The sequence below is a fragment of the Aeromonas sp. ASNIH4 genome (genome assembly GCF_002934425.1).
Taxonomy (GTDB): domain Bacteria; phylum Pseudomonadota; class Gammaproteobacteria; order Enterobacterales; family Aeromonadaceae; genus Aeromonas; species Aeromonas hydrophila.
The window spans coordinates 717,070-737,492 of sequence record NZ_CP026217.1 but is presented as its reverse complement, the minus strand read 5'-3'; the positions used below and the strand labels follow the sequence as shown (position 1 = coordinate 737,492).

Sequence of the window (20,423 nt, the reverse complement as noted above, 5' to 3'; positions counted from 1 at the left end):
CCACTTATAGCGGCAACCAAGAGCAGACCATGAGCAAGGCAAGAATCGGTATCGTCACCGTCAGCGATCGCGCCAGTGCAGGCATCTACGAAGACCTGTCCGGCAAGGCCATCATCGACACGCTGAACGCATATTTGACCTCGGAGTGGGAGCCCGTCTATCAGGTGATCCCCGATGAACAGGAGCAGATCGAAGCGACCCTGATCCGGCTGGCGGACCAGGAGCAGTGCAGTCTCATCGTCACCACCGGCGGCACCGGGCCGGCCAAGCGGGACGTCACCCCGGAGGCCACCGAGGCGGTGTGCGATCGGATGATGCCGGGCTTTGGCGAGCTGATGCGGGCCGAATCCCTCAAGTTCGTGCCGACCGCCATCCTGTCGCGCCAGACCGCCGGTTTGCGCGGCAGCTCGCTCATCGTCAACCTGCCGGGCAAGCCCAAATCGATCCGCGAGTGCCTGGATGCGGTCTTCCCCGCCATCCCCTACTGCATCGATCTGATGGAAGGCCCCTATCTCGAGTGCGACGAGACCGTCATCAAGCCGTTTCGTCCGAAGAAATAAAAGCTGGGCGGGGATTTGCCCCGCCCTTTGCTTATTTGCGGCCGTATACCTTGACCCCGGCCTTGCTCCCTTCCGAATTGCCGTACACCTCGATCCGCTTGATGCAGAGCCGGCTGCCGAGGGATTTCCACCCCGACTCCTGATCCTCTTTCAGATCCTTGTCAAAATAGAGGGTCTTGCTGCGATCGTTGCCATAAAACACCTTGACCCGCTCCAGGGTCAATTCCCGCCCAGCCTTGACCATGATGGATTTGGTCGGCCGGCAGGCGAGCATGGGAATGATGGCGGGATGATCGCCGACCCCGAGCAGAATGGTCTTGCCCAGCCGAAATTCATCATCGGCCATGGCCGGGGCGGCCAGCGCCCACAACAAGCTGGATAACAGAACGCCCTGCAGGACACGCAGCCGCGCGGCGGCACAAGAAAAACCAGATAACAAAGACATGATGCCTCCCGAAAAAAACGGGGGGCATATTAATTCATCAAGGCTAAACCCAGCCTGTACCGGCGCCCTGCCAGGCAGGGCACCGACACTCAGGACCAGCGTTTGAAGATGAGGGAGGTGTTGATGCCGCCGAAGGCGAAGTTGTTGGACATCAGGTACTCCACCACCAGCGTGCGGCCGCAGCCCACCACGTGATCGAGCGGGGCGCAGGCCGGGTCCGGCTCGGTCAGGTTGATGGTGGGGGCAAACCACCCCTCCTGCATCATCTCCAGCGCCAGCCAGGCCTCGATGGCCCCGCAGGCCCCCAGGGTGTGGCCGAAGTAGCTCTTGAGCGACGAGATAGGGGTGCGGTCGCCGAAGATGGCGGCGGTGGCGTGGCTCTCGGCGATGTCGCCGCGCTCGGTGGCGGTGCCGTGGGCGCTGATGTAGCCGATCTCCTCAGGCTGGAGACCGGCCTGGGCCAGCGCCATCTCCATGCAGAGCTGCATGGTCTCCTGCTGGGGCTGGGTCACATGGGCGGCATCGCAGTTGGTGGCAAAGCCCACCAGCTCGGCAAGGATGGTGGCCCCGCGCGCCTGCGCATGCTCCAGCTCCTCCAGCACCAGAGTGCCGGCCCCCTCGCCTATCACCAGTCCATCCCGCTGCCGGTCGAACGGACGCGGTGCCAGTTCGGGGTTGTCGTTCATCTGGCTGGTGGCAAACAGGGTATCGAACACCACGGCCTCCGACGGGCAGAGCTCCTCCGCCCCGCCGGCCACCATCAGGGTCTGGTAGCCGTGCTTGATCGCCTCATAGGCATAACCGATGCCCTGGCTGCCGGAGGTGCAGGCGCTGGAGGTGGGAATAACCCGCCCGCGCAGGCCGAAGAACAGCCCGGTGTTGACCGCCGCCGTGTGCGGCATCATCTGCACATAGGTGGTGGCCGTGATGCTGGCGGTGCTCTTGTCGTTGAGCATGACCCCGAAGGCGCGGATGGGGTCCGTGCTGCCGGTGGAGGAGCCGTAGGCGATGCCGGTGCGCCCGTCGGTGAGCGCCGGGTTGTCCAGCAGCCCCGCCTGCGCCAGCGCCAGCTCGCTGGCGACGGTCGCCAGCTGGGAGACCCGCCCCATGGCGCGAGTCTTCTTGCGCGGATAGTGAGCCGGCAGCGTGAAGTCCGGAATGGGGGCCGCCAGCCGGGTGTTGAGGCCGTCGTAGATGGCCCACTCCGGCATGTTCACCACGGCGTTGCGCCCCGCCTGCAGGCGGGCCCGCACACTCGGCCAATCCTGCCCGAAGGCGGTCACCCCGGCCATGCCGGTCACCACGACCCGCTTCATACCATGCCCCCGTTGATGGAGATGACCTGGCGCGTGACATAGCCGGCGATGTCGGACATCAGGTAAGAGACCAGCCCGGCCACCTCGTCGGCCTGCCCCATCCGCTTGAGCGGGATCAGCTTCATCGCCTCCGCCTTCACCTCATCGTCCACCATGCCGGTGTCGATGAGGCCGGGGGCCACGCAGTTGACCGTGATCTTGCGCTTGGCAAGCTCCAGCGCCAGCGCCTTGGTGGCGCCCATGATGCCCGCCTTGGCGGCGCTGTAGTTGACCTGGCCCCGGTTGCCCATCAGCCCGGACACCGAGGAGATGGTCACGATGCGCCCACCCCGGCGCAGGCCGATCATCGGCATGATGCAGGGCTTGAGCAGGTTATAGAAGCCGTCCAGGTTGGTGTGCAGCACCCCGTCCCACTCCTCGTCGGTGAGGGCGGGGAAGGCGCCGTCACGGATGATGCCGGCGTTGCAGACCACGCCGTAATAGGCGCCGTGCTCGGCCATGTCGGCCTCCAGCTGCGCGCGGCAGCCCTGCCGATCGGCGATGTCGAACTGGAGCAGGCGCCCCTGCCCACCGGCCGCCTGCAGGCTGGCCAGAGTGGCTTCGGCCCCGGCCCGATCGCTGTGGTAGTGCACCACGATGGAAAAACCGTCGGCCGCCAGCTTGAGGGCGATGGCGCGGCCTATCCCCTTGCTGGCGCCCGTGACCAATACGCTAGAGATCATGAAGCTTCCTCAGGCTAACAAATCGGACAATTCGTCGGGGCTCGGCTGGTAGGTGGAGAGTCGCGCCTGGGCGCACTCCTCCCCCGCCAGCAGGATCCGGCAATCAAAACTGGCCATGCCGCCGTCTTGCAACAGGCAGCAAGCCTCGATGGTGAGCAGGCTGCCGGCCGCAAAGGCGGGGCGTAGGCAGCGATACTTGCGACTGCCGAGCAGCATGCCGATGCGCACCGGCTCGCCGCGCAGACGCCCCTGCATGCCGGCCCAGGAGGCGATGGTCTGCGCCATCAGCTCGATGCCGACCCAGCCGGGCAGGTTGCCCTCGCCATCCAGCAGCAGGGCATGGCGGGCACCGATGCGGGTCTCGCAGCGCGCCTGCTGGGCATCCGCCGCGCAGAGCCGATCCAGCAGCAGCATGGGGGCCTGGTGAGGCAGCAGGGTCTCGATGGCGGGCAGTGAACCTGGCTCATTCATGGTGAACGCTCCCGAACAGCAGGCTGACATTGTTGCCACCGAAGGCAAAGGAGTTGGAGAGCACCCGGGGCGCCGCGAGCGGCACCTCGCCGCTCACCAGCCGGATGGGTGCCAGCACCGGATCCGTCGTCGTCACCCGCTGGGGCGGCAGCGGCAGAGCGCGCTCCAGCAGCAGGCAGGCGAGCGCCGCCTCGATGGCCCCCGCCGCCCCCAGGGCATGACCGGTGAGCGGCTTGGTGGAGCTGCAGGGCACCTCGGCACCAAACAGCCGATGCACCGCCTGGCTCTCCATGGCGTCGTTGAGGCGGGTGGCGGTGCCGTGCAGGTTGACGTAGCCCACCTGTGCCGGCGTCAGGCCCGCCTGGGCCAGCGCCATCTGCATGGCCGCCTCGGCGCCGATACCGTCTGGATGGGGCGCCGAGATGTGCCAGGCATCGGAGGACTCCCCGGCCCCCAGCAGCGCCAGCGGTGCTGGCGTGCGGCTCAGCAGAAACAGCGCCGCCCCCTCGCCGATGTTGATCCCCTGGCGCGCCTCATCAAACGGCTGGCAGCGCGCACAGCTGAGGGACTCCAGGCTGTCAAAGCCGTTGAGGGTGAGCCCGCACAGGCTGTCGGCGCCGCCCACCAGCACGGCGTCCACCAGCCCGGCCGCCAGCAGCCGCTGGCCGCTGATGAAGGCGCGCGCGCTGGAGGAGCAGGCGGTGGAGATAGTCCAGGCCGGCCCCGCCAGGCCGAGGTGGCGGGCCAGAAATTCCGACGGCGAACCCAGCTCCTGCTGGCGATAGTCAAAGGCGGGCGGCACGGCCTCCCCGCGCCGGACAGCCGCCACCGCCAGCTCGGCCTCGCCGATCCCGGCGGTGCTGGTGCCAAGCACCAGCCCCACTCGCGCAGGGCCATGTGCCGCCAACGCCTCGTCGAGAGCGGGCCGCACCTGGGCCAGCGCCGCCAGCAGCAGCTGGTTGTTGCGCGAGGCATAAGGGGCAAGCGCCGCCGGTATAGCCGGCAACTCACCCTCCACCCGCCCCACCGGAGTCTGGCGGCCATCCAGCAGCGGCGCCCGGTGGCGATCCAGCGGGCTCACGCCCGACTGCTGCCAGGCCAGCAGCGCCTCGGCGCTGGCATCGCGCCCCGTCCCCAATGCCGAGACGAGGCCATAGGCGGCGATATAACAGCTCATTGGCTCAGGGTCTCCAGTTGCAGGCGGTAGTGGAATACGTGCTGCTGCAGGCCGACCGGCTCGCGCACGCCGTCGACGTCGCGGTAGCGGATTTCGGTCACCAAAGTGCCGTCGGGGGCGCGCAGCCGGCGCAGCGGCCCTTCGTCGCGCAGCGTCCAGCCCGGTGGCAGCTGTGGCTGCCAGCTGGCGAGCGGCCAGTAGCAGAGCATCACGTCCGCCAGCACCTGGCTCACCGGCGGCATGCCGGTGGTGAGCAGCGGGCTGAGCTGGCGAGTTGAAATCCCCTGCTGGTCATAGCGCACCAGAAACAGCCGCACCCCGCTCGGGGTCAGCCCCACCAGGGTCAGCTGGCGGCCGTCGGCCTCCAGCACCGTCATCAGCTGGTGAGTGCTCTCCCCCACGCTGGCGGTCAGCAACTGCTGGCGATAGAAGGGTGCGGCCAGCACGGGGGCCGGCAGCGTCATGACGGTCCCCTTGTCGAGATAGGCGGTGGGGGTCGGTTGGCTGCTGCAGCCTGCCAGCAAGAGAATGATAAAGGCGAACAGTGGTCTCATGGTTGCTCCTGCTCCCGGTGGCCCTGCACCGGCGGGGTGCATGCCGGCTTGTCCAATCCCTGTTTATCCAGCACCAGAGGCGACAACAGGAAGGCGGTAAAGATACCGCCGCTCAGCACCAGACCAAAGCCCGCGATGGCAGAGGTGTGGCTCAGCGCCAACAAACCGAACGAAAGCTGGGTGGTCAGGTTGGCCAGCAGGATGGCGAACATGGTCGAACGCTGGCGCAGAGGATCCCCGCCGCTGTAGGCGAAGAAGAGGCTGTAGTCGATGCCGATGCCGAAAATGAGGCTCATGGCCAGCACCCCGAACAGGGTGAGCGGCTGGCCGCAGGCGGCCAGCAGGGCCAGCCCGGATCCCAACGAAAACCCGCTGATCAGCAGGATCCGCCCCCCCTTGCGCCAGCCGAAGCGGGCCCACAGCAGCCCCCCCACCAGGGCGATCGCCACCAGCAGCAGTTCGGTCAGCTTGACCCGGTAGTGGGCGAACAGCTGGCTCCACTGATTGCGCGGATCCTGCCAGAACACCCCCTCCTGCCTCTCGGCCAGGGCCGCCACGGCGGCCGCATCGGTCACGCCGTTGACCGGCAGCCAGAGCGCCACCCGGCCATCGGCCATGGTATGCCACAGCAGCCGGCTGCCCTCGCTGACCGGGCTGGCCAGCCACTGCTGCGGGGTCAGAGGATGCCAGGGGCGAGGCTCGCCCTTGACCGGCACCCCGGCCTGGTTGAGCCGCGTCACCACTTCCGGCAACAGGCCCGTGAGGGCGGCGTGATCCGCCTGCTGCCGAGCCAGCGAGGGCAGCCACTGGGCCAGTGACACGAAGCCCGTCAGCTGACCCTCTGCCTTGGCCTCGACCAGTTTGCCGCTCATGGCCTCGAGCCGCTGCAACGCCGTTTCACCGTCGGCCGCCGTCACCAGGAAGCCGGTCATGCCCCCCTGCTGGCCGGTGAGGCGCTGGATCTGCCGCTCCTGGGCCTGCAGCTCGGCGGGCAGCGGTTGCAGGCGGGCGATGTCGTCGTCGACGGCCAGCCGGCTCAAGCCCGCCCCGATCAGGGCCAGCCAGAGCAGGGGCACACCCCAACGCAAGAGACGCAACTCGCGCCACCATGTGAGCCAGAGCGCCATCGGCACCAGCACGCGCGCTTCCCGCTGGGGCAGCTCCCCGAGCCAGAGCGGGTACAGGCAGAGCACTGTGATGAACGACGCCGTCAGCCCCACCAGAGCGCACAGGGCCATCTGCTGCAGGCCGGGGAAAGGAGCGAGCCAGAGCAGGCCATAGCCGACCAGGGTGGCGAACAGCGCCATCGAGAGGCTGGGCAGCAGGCGGGCACGGGTCTGGTGCGGACTCTCCTGCCGGCCATGCAGGCGCCGCTCGGTCAGGAAGTGGATCCCGTAATCTATGATGCCGACCAGGCTGGAGCTGATCACCAGGGTGAACATGTGCACCTCGCCAAACCACAGCAGCACCGCCAATACCCCCCAGGCGAGGCCGACGGCGATGGGCAGCAGGGAGATCCAGAGCGCCCGCAACGAGCGAAACGCCAGCCACATCAGCAGCAAGACCCCGACCGTGGAGCCGAGCCCTATGGTGGAGATGTCCTGTTGGGCCAGCTCGCTGGCATGCTGGCTGTAGAAGAGGGTGCCACGGCGCAGCAGCTCCACGCCAGGAAACTCGGCCTTGAGGTGTTGCTCCGCCTCGTTGAGCCGGCTCAGCAGCTCGCTGTTACGGGCAAGATCGAAGGCCGACAAGTCCAGCTCGGCGCGCAGCAGGTACCACTGCCGCCCGGCCTCGTCCCGGCTGATCAGCCAGCCGTGGTCGAGGCGCAGGGGGCTGGCCATCTGCCCCTGCACCGCGGCCCGGGTCAGCAGCAGGGGATCGGCCTGCCACTCGGTGCGAGAGACGCCGCCAAAGGGGCTGTAGATCTGGCCGAGCACCCACTGGCTCCAGACCTCTGGCCCCGCGGCCAGCCGCGCCCGGCTGCCCTCGTCGAGGTGCTGCCAGCCATAGTCATAGATGAAACCTTGCCAGGCGGAGGCCAGCTCCGGCTGGGCGGCGCGTACCGCGCTGAGCTCGGGCAAGGCCTGCAGGTTTTTTGCCCACGCCTGCGCCGCGGCCAGCCCATCCTGCCCCGCCGGCAGGCTCAACATCCAGACAAGCTGTCTGTCGACCTGGCGCAACAAGCCCTCACGCAGGGCGGGATCCAGCGCGGAGCGCTCCTCGTGGGGCAGCAGGTCCATCAGGCTGGTGTTGATGCGGCTGTGGGAGAGTTGCCAGCCGAGCAGCGCCAGCGCCAGCGCGCTGAGCAGCAGCCAGAGCCAGGAGAGCCAGCGCCAGGTGGTTTCAGCTTGCAGCAAGAGGGGCTCTCCTCGTCCCGGCGGGGGCGCCGCACTGGCGCGTCATCGTGCTAGTGGGCAGCAAAGCGGGCCTGCTCCTCAGGGGTCAGCGGCAGGGTGCGATCCCGCCAGGCCGTGAAACGGATACGGGTGCTGTCGCCCTGCTTGTCGGCGATGAGCAGCTGATCCAGCTGCCCCTGTCCGCTCAGGGTGAGGCTGGCAAACACCTTGTCGAGCGGTGCCAGGGTCGGCACCAGCACCAGCTGCCAGCCCGCCTCCGTGCTGTGAAAATCGATGCTGAAGTAGCGGCTCAGGGTCGCCTCGTCCGAGCCAAACAGCGCCAGCAACATCTGGCTGAACTCCAGCAGCTGGGGGTTGTCGATGACGGTGGCGGGCTGGCCCGCCATCTGCTGCACCATGCGCGTCGGCGTCAGGACCAGGGTCAGCGGAAAGGGTTTCTGCTGCTGCCACCAGAGCCCCAGATCGCGCACCAGCAGCAGCTCGCCGGAGGCTTTGAGCGGCTGGCTCAGCCCAGCCACCTGCTTCTCCTGCTCGAAACTGGCCTGCTTGGCCTCGTTCAGGGCGAGCAGCTGCTGCACCTCGGCCCGGCTCAGGGGCGCCGCCTGCAGCGGCCATGTCAGCAGCAGGAGCAAACCGGCCAGCAGCGGCCTTGTCAGCCGGCTCATTGGCTCACCCCCAGCTTGTCCAGCAACACCTGGGGCGAGGCCAGGCACATCTCGCCGCTCGCCTTGCTGACCGCCACCTGGATGCTGTAACCCTTGCTGGTGCGGGTGCCGCTCGCGGCGTCGCTCAGCAGGTAGTCGATCTTCAGGCGGTTCTGGTACTCGGTCAGGGTGGCGCGCACCCGCACCCGCTGGCCAAAGCGCAGCGGCGCCAGGTACTTCATCCGGGTGTCGATGATGGGCCAGAGATAGCCGGAGGCCTCCATCTGCGGGTAGTTGTAGTCGATGAGATCGAGCAGGGCACAGCGGGCCAGCTCGATGTAGCGAAAGTAGTGGCCGTGCCAGGCCACCGCCATCATGTCCACATCGTGGAACGGGATGGTCACCTCGATCTCGGCGCTGATCTGCCAGGGTTCATTCTGCATGGCTTGTCTCATCAATTGTGACCTTGTCTCAGTTCCGGTTCGGCCCATAAAGGGGATAGTGACGCTGGCGAATGCGGGCGATCAGCGCCCTCAGCTCGGGCTCGAGCCCCCGATCTTCCAGCAGCGGGGCGAACTCGGCTCGCACCTGCGCAACCATGGCGGCCAGCGCCGTACCGAGCGGGCGGGTGAAGGGGGTCGGCCGGGCCAGACGCAGCTCCACACCCTGCACCGCCGCCAGCAGGCAGGCAGCCGCCACCTGCTCGGTCAGGGTCAGTACCCGCTGCGCATCGCGCGCCGCTATGGTACCCATGCTCACCTTGTCCTGGTTGTGGCACTCGGTGGAGCGGGAGAAGACGCTGGCGGGCATGGTCTGCTTGAGCGCCTCCGCAGTCCAGGCCGAGACGCCGATCTGCACCGCCTTGAAGCCGTGGTTGATCATCTGCCGCTCATCCGGCGCGCCGGAGAGGTTGCTCGGCAGGCCGCCGTTGAACTTGCTGTCCACCAACTGGGCCAGCTGGCGATCCAGCAGGTCGGCCAGGTTGGCGACGGCCGCCTTCATGCTGTCCATCGCCATGGCGATGTGGCCACCGTAGAAGTGGCCGCCGTGCATCACGTGCTCCCCCTCGCCGTCGATCAGCGGGTTGTCGTTGGCGCTGTTGAGCTCGTTCTCGATGAGCTGGCGCCACCAGGGCAGGCTGTCGGCCACCACCCCGATGACGTGGGGGGCGCAGCGCAACGAGTATCTGTCCTGCAGCCGATCGCTGTGGCGCGGCAGCTCGCCGGCCACCAGATCTTCCCTCAGCCAGGCCGCGATGCCCTGCATGCCGGGGTGCGGCTTGGCGGCAAACAGCCGCTCATCGAAGTGGAAGGCGTTGCCCCCCATGGCGACGCTCACCAGGGCGGTTATCCGGGTCGCCAGCCGCATCAGGTAATCGGTACGGGCGTAGGCGAGGCAAGCCAGCGCCGTCATCACCGAGGTGCCGTTCATCAGCGCCAGCCCCTCTTTCGGCCGCAGGGTCAGGGGGGCGACCCCCAGCTCCCGATAGACCTCGGCGGCGGGGCGCAGCACACCGTCGTGATGGAGCTCGCGCTCCCCCACCAGCACGGCGGCGACGTAGGAGAGCGGGGTGAGATCGCCACTGGCGCCCACCGACCCCTCTTCGGGAATGCGCGGCACCAGATCCTGCTCCAGCAGCCAGCAGAGCCGCTCGAGCAAGGCCGGGCTGACCCCGGAAACCCCTTGCGCCAGCGAGCAGAGTCGGGTCGCCAGCACGGCGCGGGCGGCATCAAGCTCGAGATCCGCCCCCAGCCCGCAGCCGTGAAAACGGGTCAGGTGCAGCGGCAGCTCAGGCACCAGCTCGGTCGGCACCGGCCGGGTCACCGAGTCGCCATAGCCGGTGGTCACCCCGTAGATGACCCCCTCTTCGGCCAGCAGCCGGTCGAGAAAGTCGGCGCCCCGCTGGATGCGGGCCATGAAGGCGGGATCCGGATTCAGTGCGGGGGTGGCGCGCCCTTCGGCCAGCGCCACCACGTCCTCTATGGTCAGCGGCTCGGCGCCGAAGGTGACCCGTCTCATCTCACTCTTGTTCATCGGTCAGCTGCCAGAAATCAAAAAAGTTGAACCAGTCCAGCGGGGCCTGCAGGCAGTGATGCTGCAGGCGATCGGCATAGGCCTGCACCCGGGACGCAAGAATCTGCTGGCGCCCCTGCCGTGGCAGGGGTTGGCCGTCGGCAAAGGGCTCGAAATGTACCCGAAAGCGCCCCTGCTCCTTGAGGCCGAACATCAGGTAGACAGGGCAGCCCAGCACGCTGCTGAGCACGAAGGGCCCGAGCGGAAAGGGCGCCGGCGCGCCGAGAAAGTCGGCCCAGATCACCCGTTTCTCCCGGGTCACCGAGGTGCGATCGCCGACGATCACCACCCACTCCCCCCGCTCCAGCTTCTCCTTGAGCAGGATGGCGGTATCGGCCCCCAGCTCCTGCACCTGGATGAGGTTGAGGTGCAAATCCGGGTTGATCTGTTTGAGCAGGGCGTTGAAGCGGGCCGCGTGGCGGGTAAACACCAGCGCATTGATGCGCAGCCCCTGCTTGCGGCTGCCAAGGGCGCGGCACAGCTCCAGATCGCCGAGGTGGGAGCCCAGCAGCAGAACGCCCTGACCGCTGTTGATGGCCGCCTGGTAGTGCTCCGCTCCCACCAGTTCCACCTCTTGCTCGGTGATGTCGCCGCGCCAGCCCGCCAGCTTGTCGAGCGCCGCCTCGCCAAAGCGCAGGAAGTGGCGAAAGCTCGATCTTGGCTCAGGGGGCAACGTCACACCGCTCGCATTGGCGAAGGACTCGAGGCGGGTCAGATAGGCTTGGGATGCCTGGCGCTGGGCACGGCCGGTCAGCCAGAAGTAGCCGATGACCGGATAGAGCAGCAGGGAAAACCCGCGCCGCCCCAGCAGGCGATAGCTGGTCAGCATGATCTGCATGCCGAGCAGGGATCCCCGCTCCGGGGTGCGTGACCAGTGGGTGCGCCGCTCGCGCCACAGCTGCGCCGCCCTGGCGCCGAGGCGACGGGGCCAGCGGCAGAGGCGCAGCAGCTGATCCCACAGCAGGCGGCACACCAGCCGGGTGTGCATCCAGGAGATGTCGCGGTTGTCGCGCCAGAGCTGGAAGTGGGAGCTGCCATCGGCGGGATAGATGACCCGGGTCGGCACGAAACGCACCGCCACCCCGGCCCAGTAGAGGCGCACCATCACCTCGGTGTCAAAATCCATCCGCCGACCCAGCGCCACCCGTTCGAGCAGCTCGCAGGTAGCCGCCAGCGGATAGACCCGAAAGCCGCACATGCTGTCCTTGATGGCGAATGACAGCGTCTCGATCCAGACCCAGACATGGGTGATGTAGCGGCCGTAGAGGCGCCCCTTGGGCACAGAATCATCGTAGAGCGGGCGGCCGGAGACAAGCGCCGCCGGGTGCTTGTCCGCCTCGGCCAGCAGGGCCGGAATGTCCGCCAGATCGTGTTGGCCGTCGGCATCCACCTGCAGGGCGTGGCTGAAGCCGAGTGCATGGGCGCGGCGCAGCCCCGTCATCACGGCGCCGCCCTTGCCCTGGTTGTGCGAATGGCGCAGCAGGGTGACCCAGGGGTGGCGGGCGGCCAGCGCAGCCAGCGCGGCGGCGGCGACGGGTTCGCTGCCATCGTCGATCAGCAGGCAGGGCAGCTCATATTCGGCCAGTCGATCCAGCACGGCGGCCAGCGGGCCGGCGTGGTTGTAACAGGGGATGAGAATGCAGGGCGTCATGGGGTGAGGCGCACCCGGCCGCTGCTCGCCGGCTCATCGCCGAGCAGATAATGAAAGAGGAGCTGGCCCTTGTCTGCCTGCCACTGCAAACGCAGGCTGCACTCGGCCCCCGGCCGCAGCGGGCGCTGGAACTTGAGCTGATCCACCCCGTGAAACGGCTGCGCCAGCTTGAGCAGGCTGGCGGCATAGTGCATCACCCAGTGGATCTGGGTCACCCCGGGCAGCAGGGGCGCGCCGGGAAAATGGCCTGCAAACCAGGGCAAATCGGGATCGAGCCGCAGTTGCAGGCGCACCCCGTCGGCCAGCGTCTCGCAGGCCAGCACGGTGGGCAAGGTGTTCGCTGGCAGAGAGTCAACAGAGAGGCTCATCGAACAGCTCCTTGAGTTGTGGCCAGGGGCGCTTGCCCTGGGCGTTGACGGGCATCTGCTCGACCCGGCGCACGCTGCGCGGCAGGGCGACCGGCTCGAGCCAGGGACGCAGTTGCTGGCGCAGGGCCAGCAGGAAACGTCCGGGCCCCAGCTCAGCCCAGCGGGCGTCACCCAATTCGCTCAGCACCAGCACGGCGCCGAGGATCTGGCGCTGGCCCTGCTGCAGCGGCAGCACGGCGGCCGCTTCCACCTCCTCCAGCGCCTGCAGGCGCGCCTCCACCTCGTCGAGGGAGATGCGCTTCTCCTCCAGCTTGACCACCCGATCCTGGCGGCCCAGCAGCTCGAAACCGCCCTCGTGCAAGGCGATTCGATCGGCGCAGGCGAGCCACTCCGCCGTCGGCAGGAAGGGGGATCGCAGCAGCAGGCCCTGCTCCGGGCCGACCCGCACCTCGACCCCGGGCAGTGTCGTCCAGGGGGTTTGTACCTGGTGGCGCTGGCGCCAGCCGATGCCGCCGGTCTCGCTGCTGCCGAAGATCTCCACCGGCAGCTGACCGAACAGCTGTCTGGCCTGCTGGGCATCGCCCGGTTGCAGGGGGCCGCCGGAGGAGACGAGCAGCCGGCAGCCGGCGGCAGCAATGGCCGGGTCGAGCCGGCTCAGAAACGCAGGAGAAGCGATCAGGCACCAGGGGGCCGTTTGCAGCGCCAGCTGCTCCGGATAATCGATGCTGCGGCGATCAAAGGGGATACCGAGACCAAGCGGCAACAGAATGCGAAACAGCAGGCCGTAGATGTGCTGGTGACTGACGCTGGCCAGCACCCGGGTGCCCGCCAGCCGCTCGCCCCACAGCGCCATCTGCACCCGCAACTCCGCCTCCAGCTGGGGCCAGGCCTTGGAGATCGCCTTGGGCTCGCCGGTGGAGCCGGAGCTGAACAGGGTGAGACTGAGGCGCTCGGGCGGCAGGACCGCGCCGTCTGCATCCGGTTCGTCATCCGCCACCAGCAGCGGCAGCCTGAGCTGCGCCGCCGTGAGCGCCGCACCCGGCAGCTCGCCGTCGGTGAGCAGGCCGTCGAACTGGCTCTGCAGCGCCTGCAGACCGGCCAGCCGCTGATGGCCCGGCAGGATGGCCCGGTGCCCGCCGAGGGCGCAGGCGAGCAGCGCCTGGGCAAACAGCAGGCTGTCATCGAAACAGAGTGCCCAGCGCATGCCGGGCCGCTCGGGGCCGGCCAGACGGGCCATGGCCCGCGCCAGCTGCAGGCTGTCGCGACGCAGCTCGGCCAGGGTCACCTCGCCATCCGGGCCGAACGCCACCACGCGCTCGCCGTCCCGCTGCCAGATAGTTTGCAACAGGGTCATGGGGCCAGCCTCTTGAGCAGGCGGCGGCGCACCAGATACTCAGCGCCCATCAGGCCGCCCATCAGGGCGTAGCTGATGAGACCGTTGTAGAGGCTCCAGAGCGCCAGATCCCCGTGCCAGATGGTGAAGGCCGCCAGCGCGCCGTTGATGACGAAGAAGCCGCACCAGACCTGGGTCACCCGCCGGGTGTAGCCGATGGCTACCGGCGGCAAAGCAGGATCCTGCAGGCGGGCCAGCCGCTCCACCAGGCTCATGGGACGGGTCAGGCTCCAGCCGAACAGGCAGAGCAGCGCCAGGCTCACCGCCAGCGGGTAGTAGAGCAGCCAGTGCCGGGCGCTGAACAGGGCCGACAGCAGGGTCAGTCCCAGCCCGATGCAGGCCAGCAGGCGGCCCAGCCAGAGCCACTCCGGCAAGGGGCCGAGCCGGACCCGCCCCTTGAGCAGGCCGGGCAGCAGCCGCAGCGAGAAGATGAGCAGCAGACCGAGCAGCAGCGGGGTCTGACCGGCGTGGGTCAGCCCCCAGTAGACCGCCAGCGGGTAGAGCAGCAGGGCACCACCGGCCAGCCAGGAGAGCCAGCGCATCATGGCAGGGCGTGCACCGGCATCAGGCGTCGGCCAGCAGACGCTCGACCGCATCCACCACGTCGTTGACGCTGCGCACCGACTTGAACTCTTCCGGCTTGATCTTCTTGCCGGTCAACTTCTGCTGGTGCACCACCAGATCGATGGCGTCGATACTGTCGAGCTCGAGATCCTGATAGAGACGGGCCTCGGGGGTGATGGCCTCTTCGTCGACCTCGAACAGCTCGACGAGGGCAGCCTTGATCTGGGCAAAGATGTCGTCACGGGTCATGGCTCAGGCCTCCCCTTTCGACTGGGCCTGCACCAGGGCGACCAGCGCCGTGACGGAGGCAAAATGACGACGGGTGTTTTCATCCTCGGCGGAGAGCACGATGCCGTAGCGGCCCTTGATGGCAAGGCCCAGCTCCAGCGCATCGATGGAGTCCAGCCCCAGGCCGTCACCGAACAGCGGCGCCTGACTGTCGATGTCGTCAGGGATGAGCCCCTCGAGGTTGAGGCTGTCGATGATGAGTTGTTTTATCTCTAGATGCAGGTCTTGCATAACTGTTCCACATGCTGTCATTGGGGCCCCGGTTGCAGGGCCTGGGTGAGAAACCGGGTCAACTGGCGGGCGGCCAGCGCACTGCTCTGGCCGGTGGCGACCACCTCATCCGCCGCCACTTGCTGCAGGAATTCTATGGTGAAAATCGGCTTATTTTCCGGGATCTTGAACCATTTGTCCTGCTTGGTGAGAAATCGGGTGCTGCAGTGGATCCGCACCAGTTGCAACGGCACCTGGCTGCGCACCGCCAGCTGGGCCGCGCCGCGCTGCAGCTTGATGGGTTCGCCCGGGGTGGTGCGGGTTCCCTCCGGGAACACCAGCAGCAGACCGCCGGCCCGGATCCGCGCCTGGCACAGGGCCAGCAGATCCTCGCCTGCCACGTTGGGCAAATAGTCGGCCGCCCGCACCACGCCGCCGATGAAGGGGTTGCGCCAGAGGGACTGCTTGACGATGCAGTCGCACACCGGCATCTCGGCCGCCAGCATGACGTAATCGAGCAGGCTGGGGTGATTGGCCACCACCAGGGCGCCACGCAGGTGGGCGGGCATGCCGCTCACGCGGTAATCGAGCACTCCCCAGCCGCGCAACACGCCGAGAAACAGCCGAAAGCTGTGGCGAATGGTGAGCTGGGCCAGGGTACGGCGCCGCTCGCCGCGCAGACAGAGCGCCAGCAGCGGAAACCAGAACAGGGAGAGCAGCAGACCACCCACCCCGAACAGGGTGAAGCCGAGGGCCGTGCCGATCAGCCGCCAGCCCCGGTTCAGCAACGCTGCCATCTCCACTCCTGACGGTCGTCAGCGAGGAGCAGGGTCGGCTCGCCTCGCAGCAGGGCACGCCAGCAGGCCAGACTCTGCGGCAGCGGGCGGGCAGCCAACGCGGCGGTGCAACGCGCCCCCGCACAGTGCCACTCTTCGCCCGCCGCCAGCACCAGCCCCAGCGCATGAGGTGGCGCCTCTTGCGCCAGCCAGGGGCGGTGAAACTCGGGCACCGGCCCCTCGAAAGCCACCAGCAACACCCGACGGGCGCCGGCCTGCAGGGCGCAGACCGCTTCGGTCAGGCCCGCCATCAGACTGTTCTCCCCCGCGGCCAGCGAGGTCATGGGGATGGCGGCCTTGCCCTGAATGGAGCAGAGCCCGGCGGCGGTGTTGTGCACCGACATAGAAAAATCGGTGGGCGACAACGCCTGCCCGTCCGCCAACGCCTGCAGCAGGGTCATGGAGCGGGCCAGCTCGCCGTGGCGGCTGACGAAGACGGCACTGTCTATCTGGTGGCGGGCCAGCAGGCTCAGCCCCACCTGCACCGCCAGCCGGGCGCCCTGACTCAGGCGGCGCGCCATCATCATCGGCAGCAAGGGGGTGGCGGGAAACGGCGGGTCGACCGGCCAGCGGCCCTGCTGCGCCCACGCCTGCCAGGCAGCCTCATCGGCCAGACCGGGTGACAGGGCCTGACTATCCAGCAGCGAGAAAGAGAGCATGTTTCGGGCAACCTGTCCTTACATCGATGGGTGGACGCGAAGACGATAAAAGGCACTCACCCGGCGGGCAGTGCCTGCTCCACGACATTGAATGGCGTCATCGGCTTAATACCGGCGGATAATACCATTATTCATCAAAAATAATAGCCAGCGCAGATTATCAACCGCCTTGGTGATTGAAAATAAACTATTTGTGTTGTCTCATTGCCACGCCCAAATTGATGAATATCCTTCCCAAGGAAAATATTATGAAACTCATTAATAAAATATCCCTGCTGCTGGCCTGCGCCCTGCTTGCCGCCTGCTCCACCAGCCAGCCAATTCGCAATATGGCAGCCAATCCGGTGCCCTTCAATCTGACCGAAGAACAGGTGGCCAATGCCATTATTACGGCCGGCATCAGCAAGAGCTGGGTAATGCGCCAGGAGCAGCCAGGACTAATTCGAGGCCAGGTCAATGTGCGCCAGCATCAGGCGGTGATCAATATTCCTTATAGCGCTCGCGATTATTCCATTAATTATGTGAGCAGCGTCAATCTGGACGACAAAGGCAAGGGCAGCATCCACCGCAGTTATAACCGCTGGGTACTGGGTCTGAATCAGGCCATTCAGGCGGAACTCGCCCGCACCCAGAGCCGCTGATCCGGCAGGAGCCACCCCGTGAATCACTATCAGGCGGATCCCTACAACGCGCTGGAAGCCATCAGCGAGGCCCAGAAAATCGCCTTCGGGCCCATGCTGTTTCAGGCCAGCTGGTGCCTGCGTGAAACCGGGGTGCTGGCCTATCTCGAAACCCGCGGCTCCCAGGGGGCCGCGCTGGCCGACATCGCCCAGGCGTGTCAGCTCAGCGAATACGGCGCTGGCGTGCTGCTGGACATGGGGCTCGGCGGCGGACTCTGCTATCTGAGCGAGGAGCACTATGTGCTGGGCCGGGTCGGCAAATACCTGCTGCACGACGCCATGAGCCGGGTCAATCTCGACTTCACCCAGCACGTCTGCTATCAGCCCCTCGCCCACCTGCTCGACGCCATCCGTGACGGCACCCCGGCCGGTCTGCAGGAGTTCGGCCCCTGGCAGACCCTCTATCCGCACCTGAGCGAGCTGCCCGAACCGGCCCGCCGCAGCTGGTTCGCCTTCGATCACTTCTACTCCGACTGGGCCTTCCAGCAGGCCCAGGACAAGGTGTTCGGCTACGAGCCGCGCCACCTCTACGATCTGGGCGGCAACACCGGCAAGTGGGCCATCGCCTGCGCCAGGCGGGATCCGGCGCTGCAGGTCACCATCCTGGATTTGCCCGAGCAGCTGGCGCTGGCCCGCTGCAACATCGAGGAGGCGGGGCTGGCGGCGCAGGTGCATGGCCACCCGGTGGATCTGCTGCAGGCAGGCCCCCTGCCCGGCGAGGCGGATATCTGGTGGATGAGCCAGTTTCTCGACTGCTTCAGCCACGCGCAGATCGTCGCCATCCTGAACCGGGTCCGGCTGGCCATGAAACCGGACGCCCGGGTCTGCATCCTGGAGCTGTTCTGGGACAGACAATCCTTTGAAGCCGCCAGTTTCAGTCTCAACGCCACCTCCCTCTACTTCACCTGTCTGGCCAACGGCAACAGCCGCTTCTACCACTCCAAACAGCTGTACCAGTGCCTGCGCGAGGCCCACTTTCACGTGGAGGCCGAGCACGAGATCCCGGGGCCGGGCCACACCCTGCTGGTTGCCCGCCCGTTGCACACGAGGCCATAATGCCGCCATCGGCATGGAGATGATGATGAAACGAGAAGGAGCACGGCATGAGGCGTGACTGCATGACCCTGATGGCCCTCGGCTTGACCCTGGGCAGCCTGCTCGGCGGCTGCGCCGACATCAAGGAGGCGGGCAGAACCGTGGGGCACACCACTCGCAACGTGACCCGCGAGATTGGCCACACCACCCGCGACGTGACCCGGGAGATCGGCCACGGCACCCGGGATACCGTCAAGAAGGTCGGGGATGAACTGAGCAAATGAAAACAGGGGCCGCGGCCCCTGTTTTCATGGTGCTCATGACCTGGCTCAGTTGCCCCACATGGCCATCAGCTGAGACTCCATGGCCTCTTCCTGCTCATCCGGCAGCTCGGCGAAGAAGTCCAGTCCAGTCTGCTCCTCCACCGCATCCACCGTCACTATGTAGTCTGCCAGCTTGCTGGCCGACACGTTCTGCTGCGGCAAGATGAAGGCGATCGCCTCCTTGTTGGCCACATCCATCACCACCCGGTAATAGGCGTGGGGCACGGTCACGCCGTTGCCGATGGAGGCATCGGAGTTGGTGAAGATGGGGCCGGTGATCACATAGACATCCTGATAGGCGATGGCCCACTGCCGGGTCTTCTCCTCCAGGATGCGCCAGGCCCCCTGGTTGAGCGCCGGCAGTTGCGGGGTCATGTTGGTCAGCAGAAAGCTCTGCTTCATGGTGGTGGCGGTGGAGCGCATGTCCGCCGCCGGCGCCTGGTGGCCACGGTCATAGCCAGAGCCCTTGTAGTCGGCCAGGGTGGCGCGGAACTGCACCGGCACCTCCTTGTCCTCGGCAAAGGCATCCTTGCGCGGCACCTGGCCCTGGGCGCTGGCGGCCGTCATCCGGTAAGAGACCCAGTCAGAGACCTTGGTGTCGTAGTTGTAACCGGCGGCATAGCCGTCACGGCACAGCAGTTGACTGGATTGGCTGGGCACCCCGAGCTTGACGTGATCCTTGCATTGGAAGCCCGCCGCCAGGCTCGGGAAGGTGGTGAGAGTGAATCCGATAGCCAGAACTAATTTATTGATATTATTCATTATTATGCCACTCCTTGTATTAGGCGGAGTGATTTGACACCAGGTCGGATGAGTAAGGCAATCGAACAAATTGTGAGCGTGTCGGAAATGTGAAGAGAGCTGCAAATCGGTAAAATCGCCGCCGCCAGCTGGGGGATTGTCATCCCTTTGTCATTGTGTAGTGCAGTAACTTCGAGAGGCTTATCAGATAGATAGGAACAAAAAAGCGGAGCCGGTGGCTCCGCTGCAATCATCACTCCCGCTCAGCTCTTGACCTGAGGCCTGGGGGTATCGGGTTGGGAGGGCGGCAGAATAGGCAACACTATCTGCGGCTGCTCGCCGGTCAGGCTCTTGAGGTAGGCGGTCATGTCGTCCGCCTCCTGCTCGCTCAGGGTCTGGCCGAGCTGGATGTCAGCCATGATCTGCACCGCCTCCTTCAGATCCCACACCGAGCCGTCGTGGAAGTAGGGGTAGGTCAGCTCGATGTTGCGCAGGGTCGGCACCTTGAACCAGCCGATGAACTGCTTCTCGCCGGTCACGGCGCCGCGTCCCTGGGCCGGGTTGTCGGTCTTGAACGGCTTGACCAGCCCCATCTTCTGGTAGGAGTTGCCGCCGATGGCCACCCCGTTGTGGCAGGCGGTGCAGCCCTTCTCCTTGAACAGCTGATAGCCCTTCAGCTGCTGCGCGGTCAGCGCCTTGGCATCCCCCTTCAGCCAGCGATCGAACGGCGCATTGGGGGTTACCAGGGTCTCCTCGAAGGCGGCGATGGCATCGGTCACCTCGTCGATGCCGAAGTCTGCCTTGCCGTACACGGCGCTGAACCGGGTCCGGTACTCGGGCAGGGTGTGCAGGGTTTCCACCGCCAGCTTGTGGGTGAAGGCCATCTCCAGCGGGTTCTCGATGGGGCCCGCTGCCTGCGCCTGCAGATCCTTGGCGCGCCCATCCCAGAACTGCACGAAGTTGAGGCTGGAGTTGAGCACGGTGGGCGAGTTGATCGGCCCCTCCTTCCACTTGTGGCCGAGGGAACTGACCTGGTTGTCTACCCCGCCGGTCGCCAGGTTGTGGCAGGAGTTGCAGGAGATGGCGTTGGATTTCGAGAGCCGCGGCTCGAAGAACAGCATCTTGCCCAGCTCGACTTTTTCCGGTGCGCTCACCTTGGCCGCTTCCACCGGCTGGATCGGCTCGTTCGCCCACCCCATCCCTGGCAGGCCCAGCGCCAGCAACAGACAATATTTATTCATTTTTTCTCTCTCCCTTGTGGCTGTGCATAACAGCAGCCTCAGCCTGCCCGGGAAAGTCTGTGCGTTATTTGCTCAAGATCAAATGAGACCAACAAAAACCACATTAAAAACAATG

The 20,423-nt window shown here is 66.5% G+C and carries 24 protein-coding genes; 4 read left to right on the top strand and 20 right to left on the bottom strand.

Annotation, left to right across the window (positions count from 1 at the left end; all coding sequences use genetic code 11):
• Positions 1-29 precede the first annotated feature (29 nt).
• Positions 30-560 (top strand): molybdopterin adenylyltransferase, encoded by a 531-nt coding sequence (mog, locus tag C2U40_RS03495; protein WP_103828084.1) that lies wholly within the window; start codon positions 30-32, stop codon positions 558-560.
• A gap of 31 nt (positions 561-591) precedes the next feature.
• On the opposite strand, the gene C2U40_RS03490 is transcribed toward mog, so the two are convergent.
• The 18 genes from C2U40_RS03490 to C2U40_RS03405 all read right to left on the bottom strand — a co-directional run bounded on the left by C2U40_RS03490 (position 592) and on the right by C2U40_RS03405 (position 16,288).
• Entirely contained in the window at positions 592-930 is a 339-nt protein-coding gene (locus C2U40_RS03490; protein WP_017409337.1) for a DUF2541 family protein, read from the bottom strand.
• A 164-nt stretch (positions 931-1,094) separates the two neighbouring features.
• On the bottom strand, positions 1,095-2,321 hold the full coding sequence (locus tag C2U40_RS03485) for a beta-ketoacyl-ACP synthase (protein ID WP_103828083.1): 1,227 nt from the start codon (positions 2,319-2,321) through the stop codon (positions 1,095-1,097).
• The gene (locus C2U40_RS03480) at positions 2,318-3,043 is read right to left on the bottom strand and encodes a 3-ketoacyl-ACP reductase FabG2 (protein ID WP_103828082.1); all 726 of its coding nucleotides are present in this window, start codon (positions 3,041-3,043) and stop codon (positions 2,318-2,320) included. The genes C2U40_RS03485 and C2U40_RS03480 overlap by 4 nt, the downstream gene beginning before the upstream one ends.
• 9 nt (positions 3,044-3,052) lie before the next feature.
• A complete protein-coding gene (locus C2U40_RS03475) occupies positions 3,053-3,514 on the bottom strand; it encodes an ApeP family dehydratase (RefSeq protein ID WP_103828081.1) in 462 nt (153 codons plus the stop codon).
• Positions 3,507-4,691 (bottom strand): beta-ketoacyl-[acyl-carrier-protein] synthase family protein, encoded by a 1,185-nt coding sequence (locus C2U40_RS03470; RefSeq protein ID WP_103828080.1) that lies wholly within the window; start codon positions 4,689-4,691, stop codon positions 3,507-3,509. The genes C2U40_RS03475 and C2U40_RS03470 overlap by 8 nt, the downstream gene beginning before the upstream one ends.
• Positions 4,688-5,245, bottom strand: a complete 558-nt coding sequence (locus C2U40_RS03465) for a DUF3261 domain-containing protein (RefSeq protein WP_077095652.1) — start codon at positions 5,243-5,245, stop codon at positions 4,688-4,690. Before C2U40_RS03465 ends, C2U40_RS03470 begins: the two co-directional genes overlap by 4 nt.
• Entirely contained in the window at positions 5,242-7,602 is a 2,361-nt protein-coding gene (locus C2U40_RS03460) for an MMPL family transporter (RefSeq protein WP_103828079.1), read from the bottom strand. Before C2U40_RS03460 ends, C2U40_RS03465 begins: the two co-directional genes overlap by 4 nt.
• Positions 7,603-7,652: 50 nt before the next feature.
• Positions 7,653-8,267 (bottom strand): outer membrane lipoprotein carrier protein LolA, encoded by a 615-nt coding sequence (locus tag C2U40_RS03455; RefSeq protein ID WP_103828078.1) that lies wholly within the window; start codon positions 8,265-8,267, stop codon positions 7,653-7,655.
• On the bottom strand, positions 8,264-8,689 hold the full coding sequence (locus C2U40_RS03450) for an acyl-CoA thioesterase (RefSeq protein ID WP_011707154.1): 426 nt from the start codon (positions 8,687-8,689) through the stop codon (positions 8,264-8,266). The genes C2U40_RS03455 and C2U40_RS03450 overlap by 4 nt, the downstream gene beginning before the upstream one ends.
• A gap of 28 nt (positions 8,690-8,717) precedes the next feature.
• Positions 8,718-10,280 (bottom strand): HAL/PAL/TAL family ammonia-lyase, encoded by a 1,563-nt coding sequence (locus tag C2U40_RS03445; protein WP_039214729.1) that lies wholly within the window; start codon positions 10,278-10,280, stop codon positions 8,718-8,720.
• Positions 10,267-11,970, bottom strand: a complete 1,704-nt coding sequence (locus C2U40_RS03440) for a glycosyltransferase family 2 protein (RefSeq protein WP_103828077.1) — start codon at positions 11,968-11,970, stop codon at positions 10,267-10,269. Before C2U40_RS03440 ends, C2U40_RS03445 begins: the two co-directional genes overlap by 14 nt.
• A complete protein-coding gene (locus tag C2U40_RS03435; RefSeq protein ID WP_103828076.1) occupies positions 11,967-12,338 on the bottom strand; it encodes a 3-hydroxyacyl-ACP dehydratase FabZ family protein in 372 nt (123 codons plus the stop codon). The genes C2U40_RS03440 and C2U40_RS03435 overlap by 4 nt, the downstream gene beginning before the upstream one ends.
• Positions 12,322-13,692, bottom strand: a complete 1,371-nt coding sequence (locus C2U40_RS03430; protein WP_103828075.1) for an AMP-binding protein — start codon at positions 13,690-13,692, stop codon at positions 12,322-12,324. The genes C2U40_RS03435 and C2U40_RS03430 overlap by 17 nt, the downstream gene beginning before the upstream one ends.
• Complete coding sequence (locus C2U40_RS03425) at positions 13,689-14,276, bottom strand: hypothetical protein (RefSeq protein WP_181014831.1); 588 nt, start codon at positions 14,274-14,276, stop codon at positions 13,689-13,691. The genes C2U40_RS03430 and C2U40_RS03425 overlap by 4 nt, the downstream gene beginning before the upstream one ends.
• Positions 14,277-14,295: 19 nt before the next feature.
• Positions 14,296-14,544, bottom strand: a complete 249-nt coding sequence (locus C2U40_RS03420) for an acyl carrier protein (protein WP_103828073.1) — start codon at positions 14,542-14,544, stop codon at positions 14,296-14,298.
• A 3-nt stretch (positions 14,545-14,547) separates the two neighbouring features.
• A complete protein-coding gene (locus C2U40_RS03415; RefSeq protein WP_181014830.1) occupies positions 14,548-14,814 on the bottom strand; it encodes a phosphopantetheine-binding protein in 267 nt (88 codons plus the stop codon).
• A gap of 17 nt (positions 14,815-14,831) precedes the next feature.
• Positions 14,832-15,590, bottom strand: coding sequence for a lysophospholipid acyltransferase family protein (locus C2U40_RS03410; protein ID WP_016351793.1), 759 nt, complete (start codon positions 15,588-15,590; stop codon positions 14,832-14,834).
• Positions 15,575-16,288 (bottom strand): beta-ketoacyl synthase chain length factor, encoded by a 714-nt coding sequence (locus tag C2U40_RS03405; RefSeq protein WP_103828071.1) that lies wholly within the window; start codon positions 16,286-16,288, stop codon positions 15,575-15,577. The genes C2U40_RS03410 and C2U40_RS03405 overlap by 16 nt, the downstream gene beginning before the upstream one ends.
• Before the next feature lie 176 nt (positions 16,289-16,464).
• On the opposite strand from C2U40_RS03405, the gene C2U40_RS03400 reads away from it, so the two are divergent.
• The 3 genes from C2U40_RS03400 to C2U40_RS03390 are packed head-to-tail and all read left to right on the top strand — an operon-like array spanning position 16,465 to position 18,287.
• Entirely contained in the window at positions 16,465-16,929 is a 465-nt protein-coding gene (locus tag C2U40_RS03400) for a hypothetical protein (RefSeq protein WP_011707164.1), read from the top strand.
• Between the two features lie 18 nt (positions 16,930-16,947).
• A complete protein-coding gene (locus tag C2U40_RS03395; protein ID WP_103828070.1) occupies positions 16,948-18,024 on the top strand; it encodes a methyltransferase in 1,077 nt (358 codons plus the stop codon).
• A 47-nt stretch (positions 18,025-18,071) separates the two neighbouring features.
• On the top strand, positions 18,072-18,287 hold the full coding sequence (locus tag C2U40_RS03390; RefSeq protein WP_017409353.1) for a hypothetical protein: 216 nt from the start codon (positions 18,072-18,074) through the stop codon (positions 18,285-18,287).
• Between the two features lie 45 nt (positions 18,288-18,332).
• Here the strand turns inward: C2U40_RS03390 and C2U40_RS03385 are convergent, their stop codons facing one another.
• Together C2U40_RS03385 and C2U40_RS03380 are read right to left on the bottom strand one after the other, a co-directional pair.
• Positions 18,333-19,088 (bottom strand): DNA/RNA non-specific endonuclease, encoded by a 756-nt coding sequence (locus tag C2U40_RS03385; RefSeq protein ID WP_011707167.1) that lies wholly within the window; start codon positions 19,086-19,088, stop codon positions 18,333-18,335.
• 242 nt (positions 19,089-19,330) lie between these two features.
• Entirely contained in the window at positions 19,331-20,308 is a 978-nt protein-coding gene (locus C2U40_RS03380; protein ID WP_077095664.1) for a cytochrome-c peroxidase, read from the bottom strand.
• Positions 20,309-20,423: the final 115 nt, after the last annotated feature.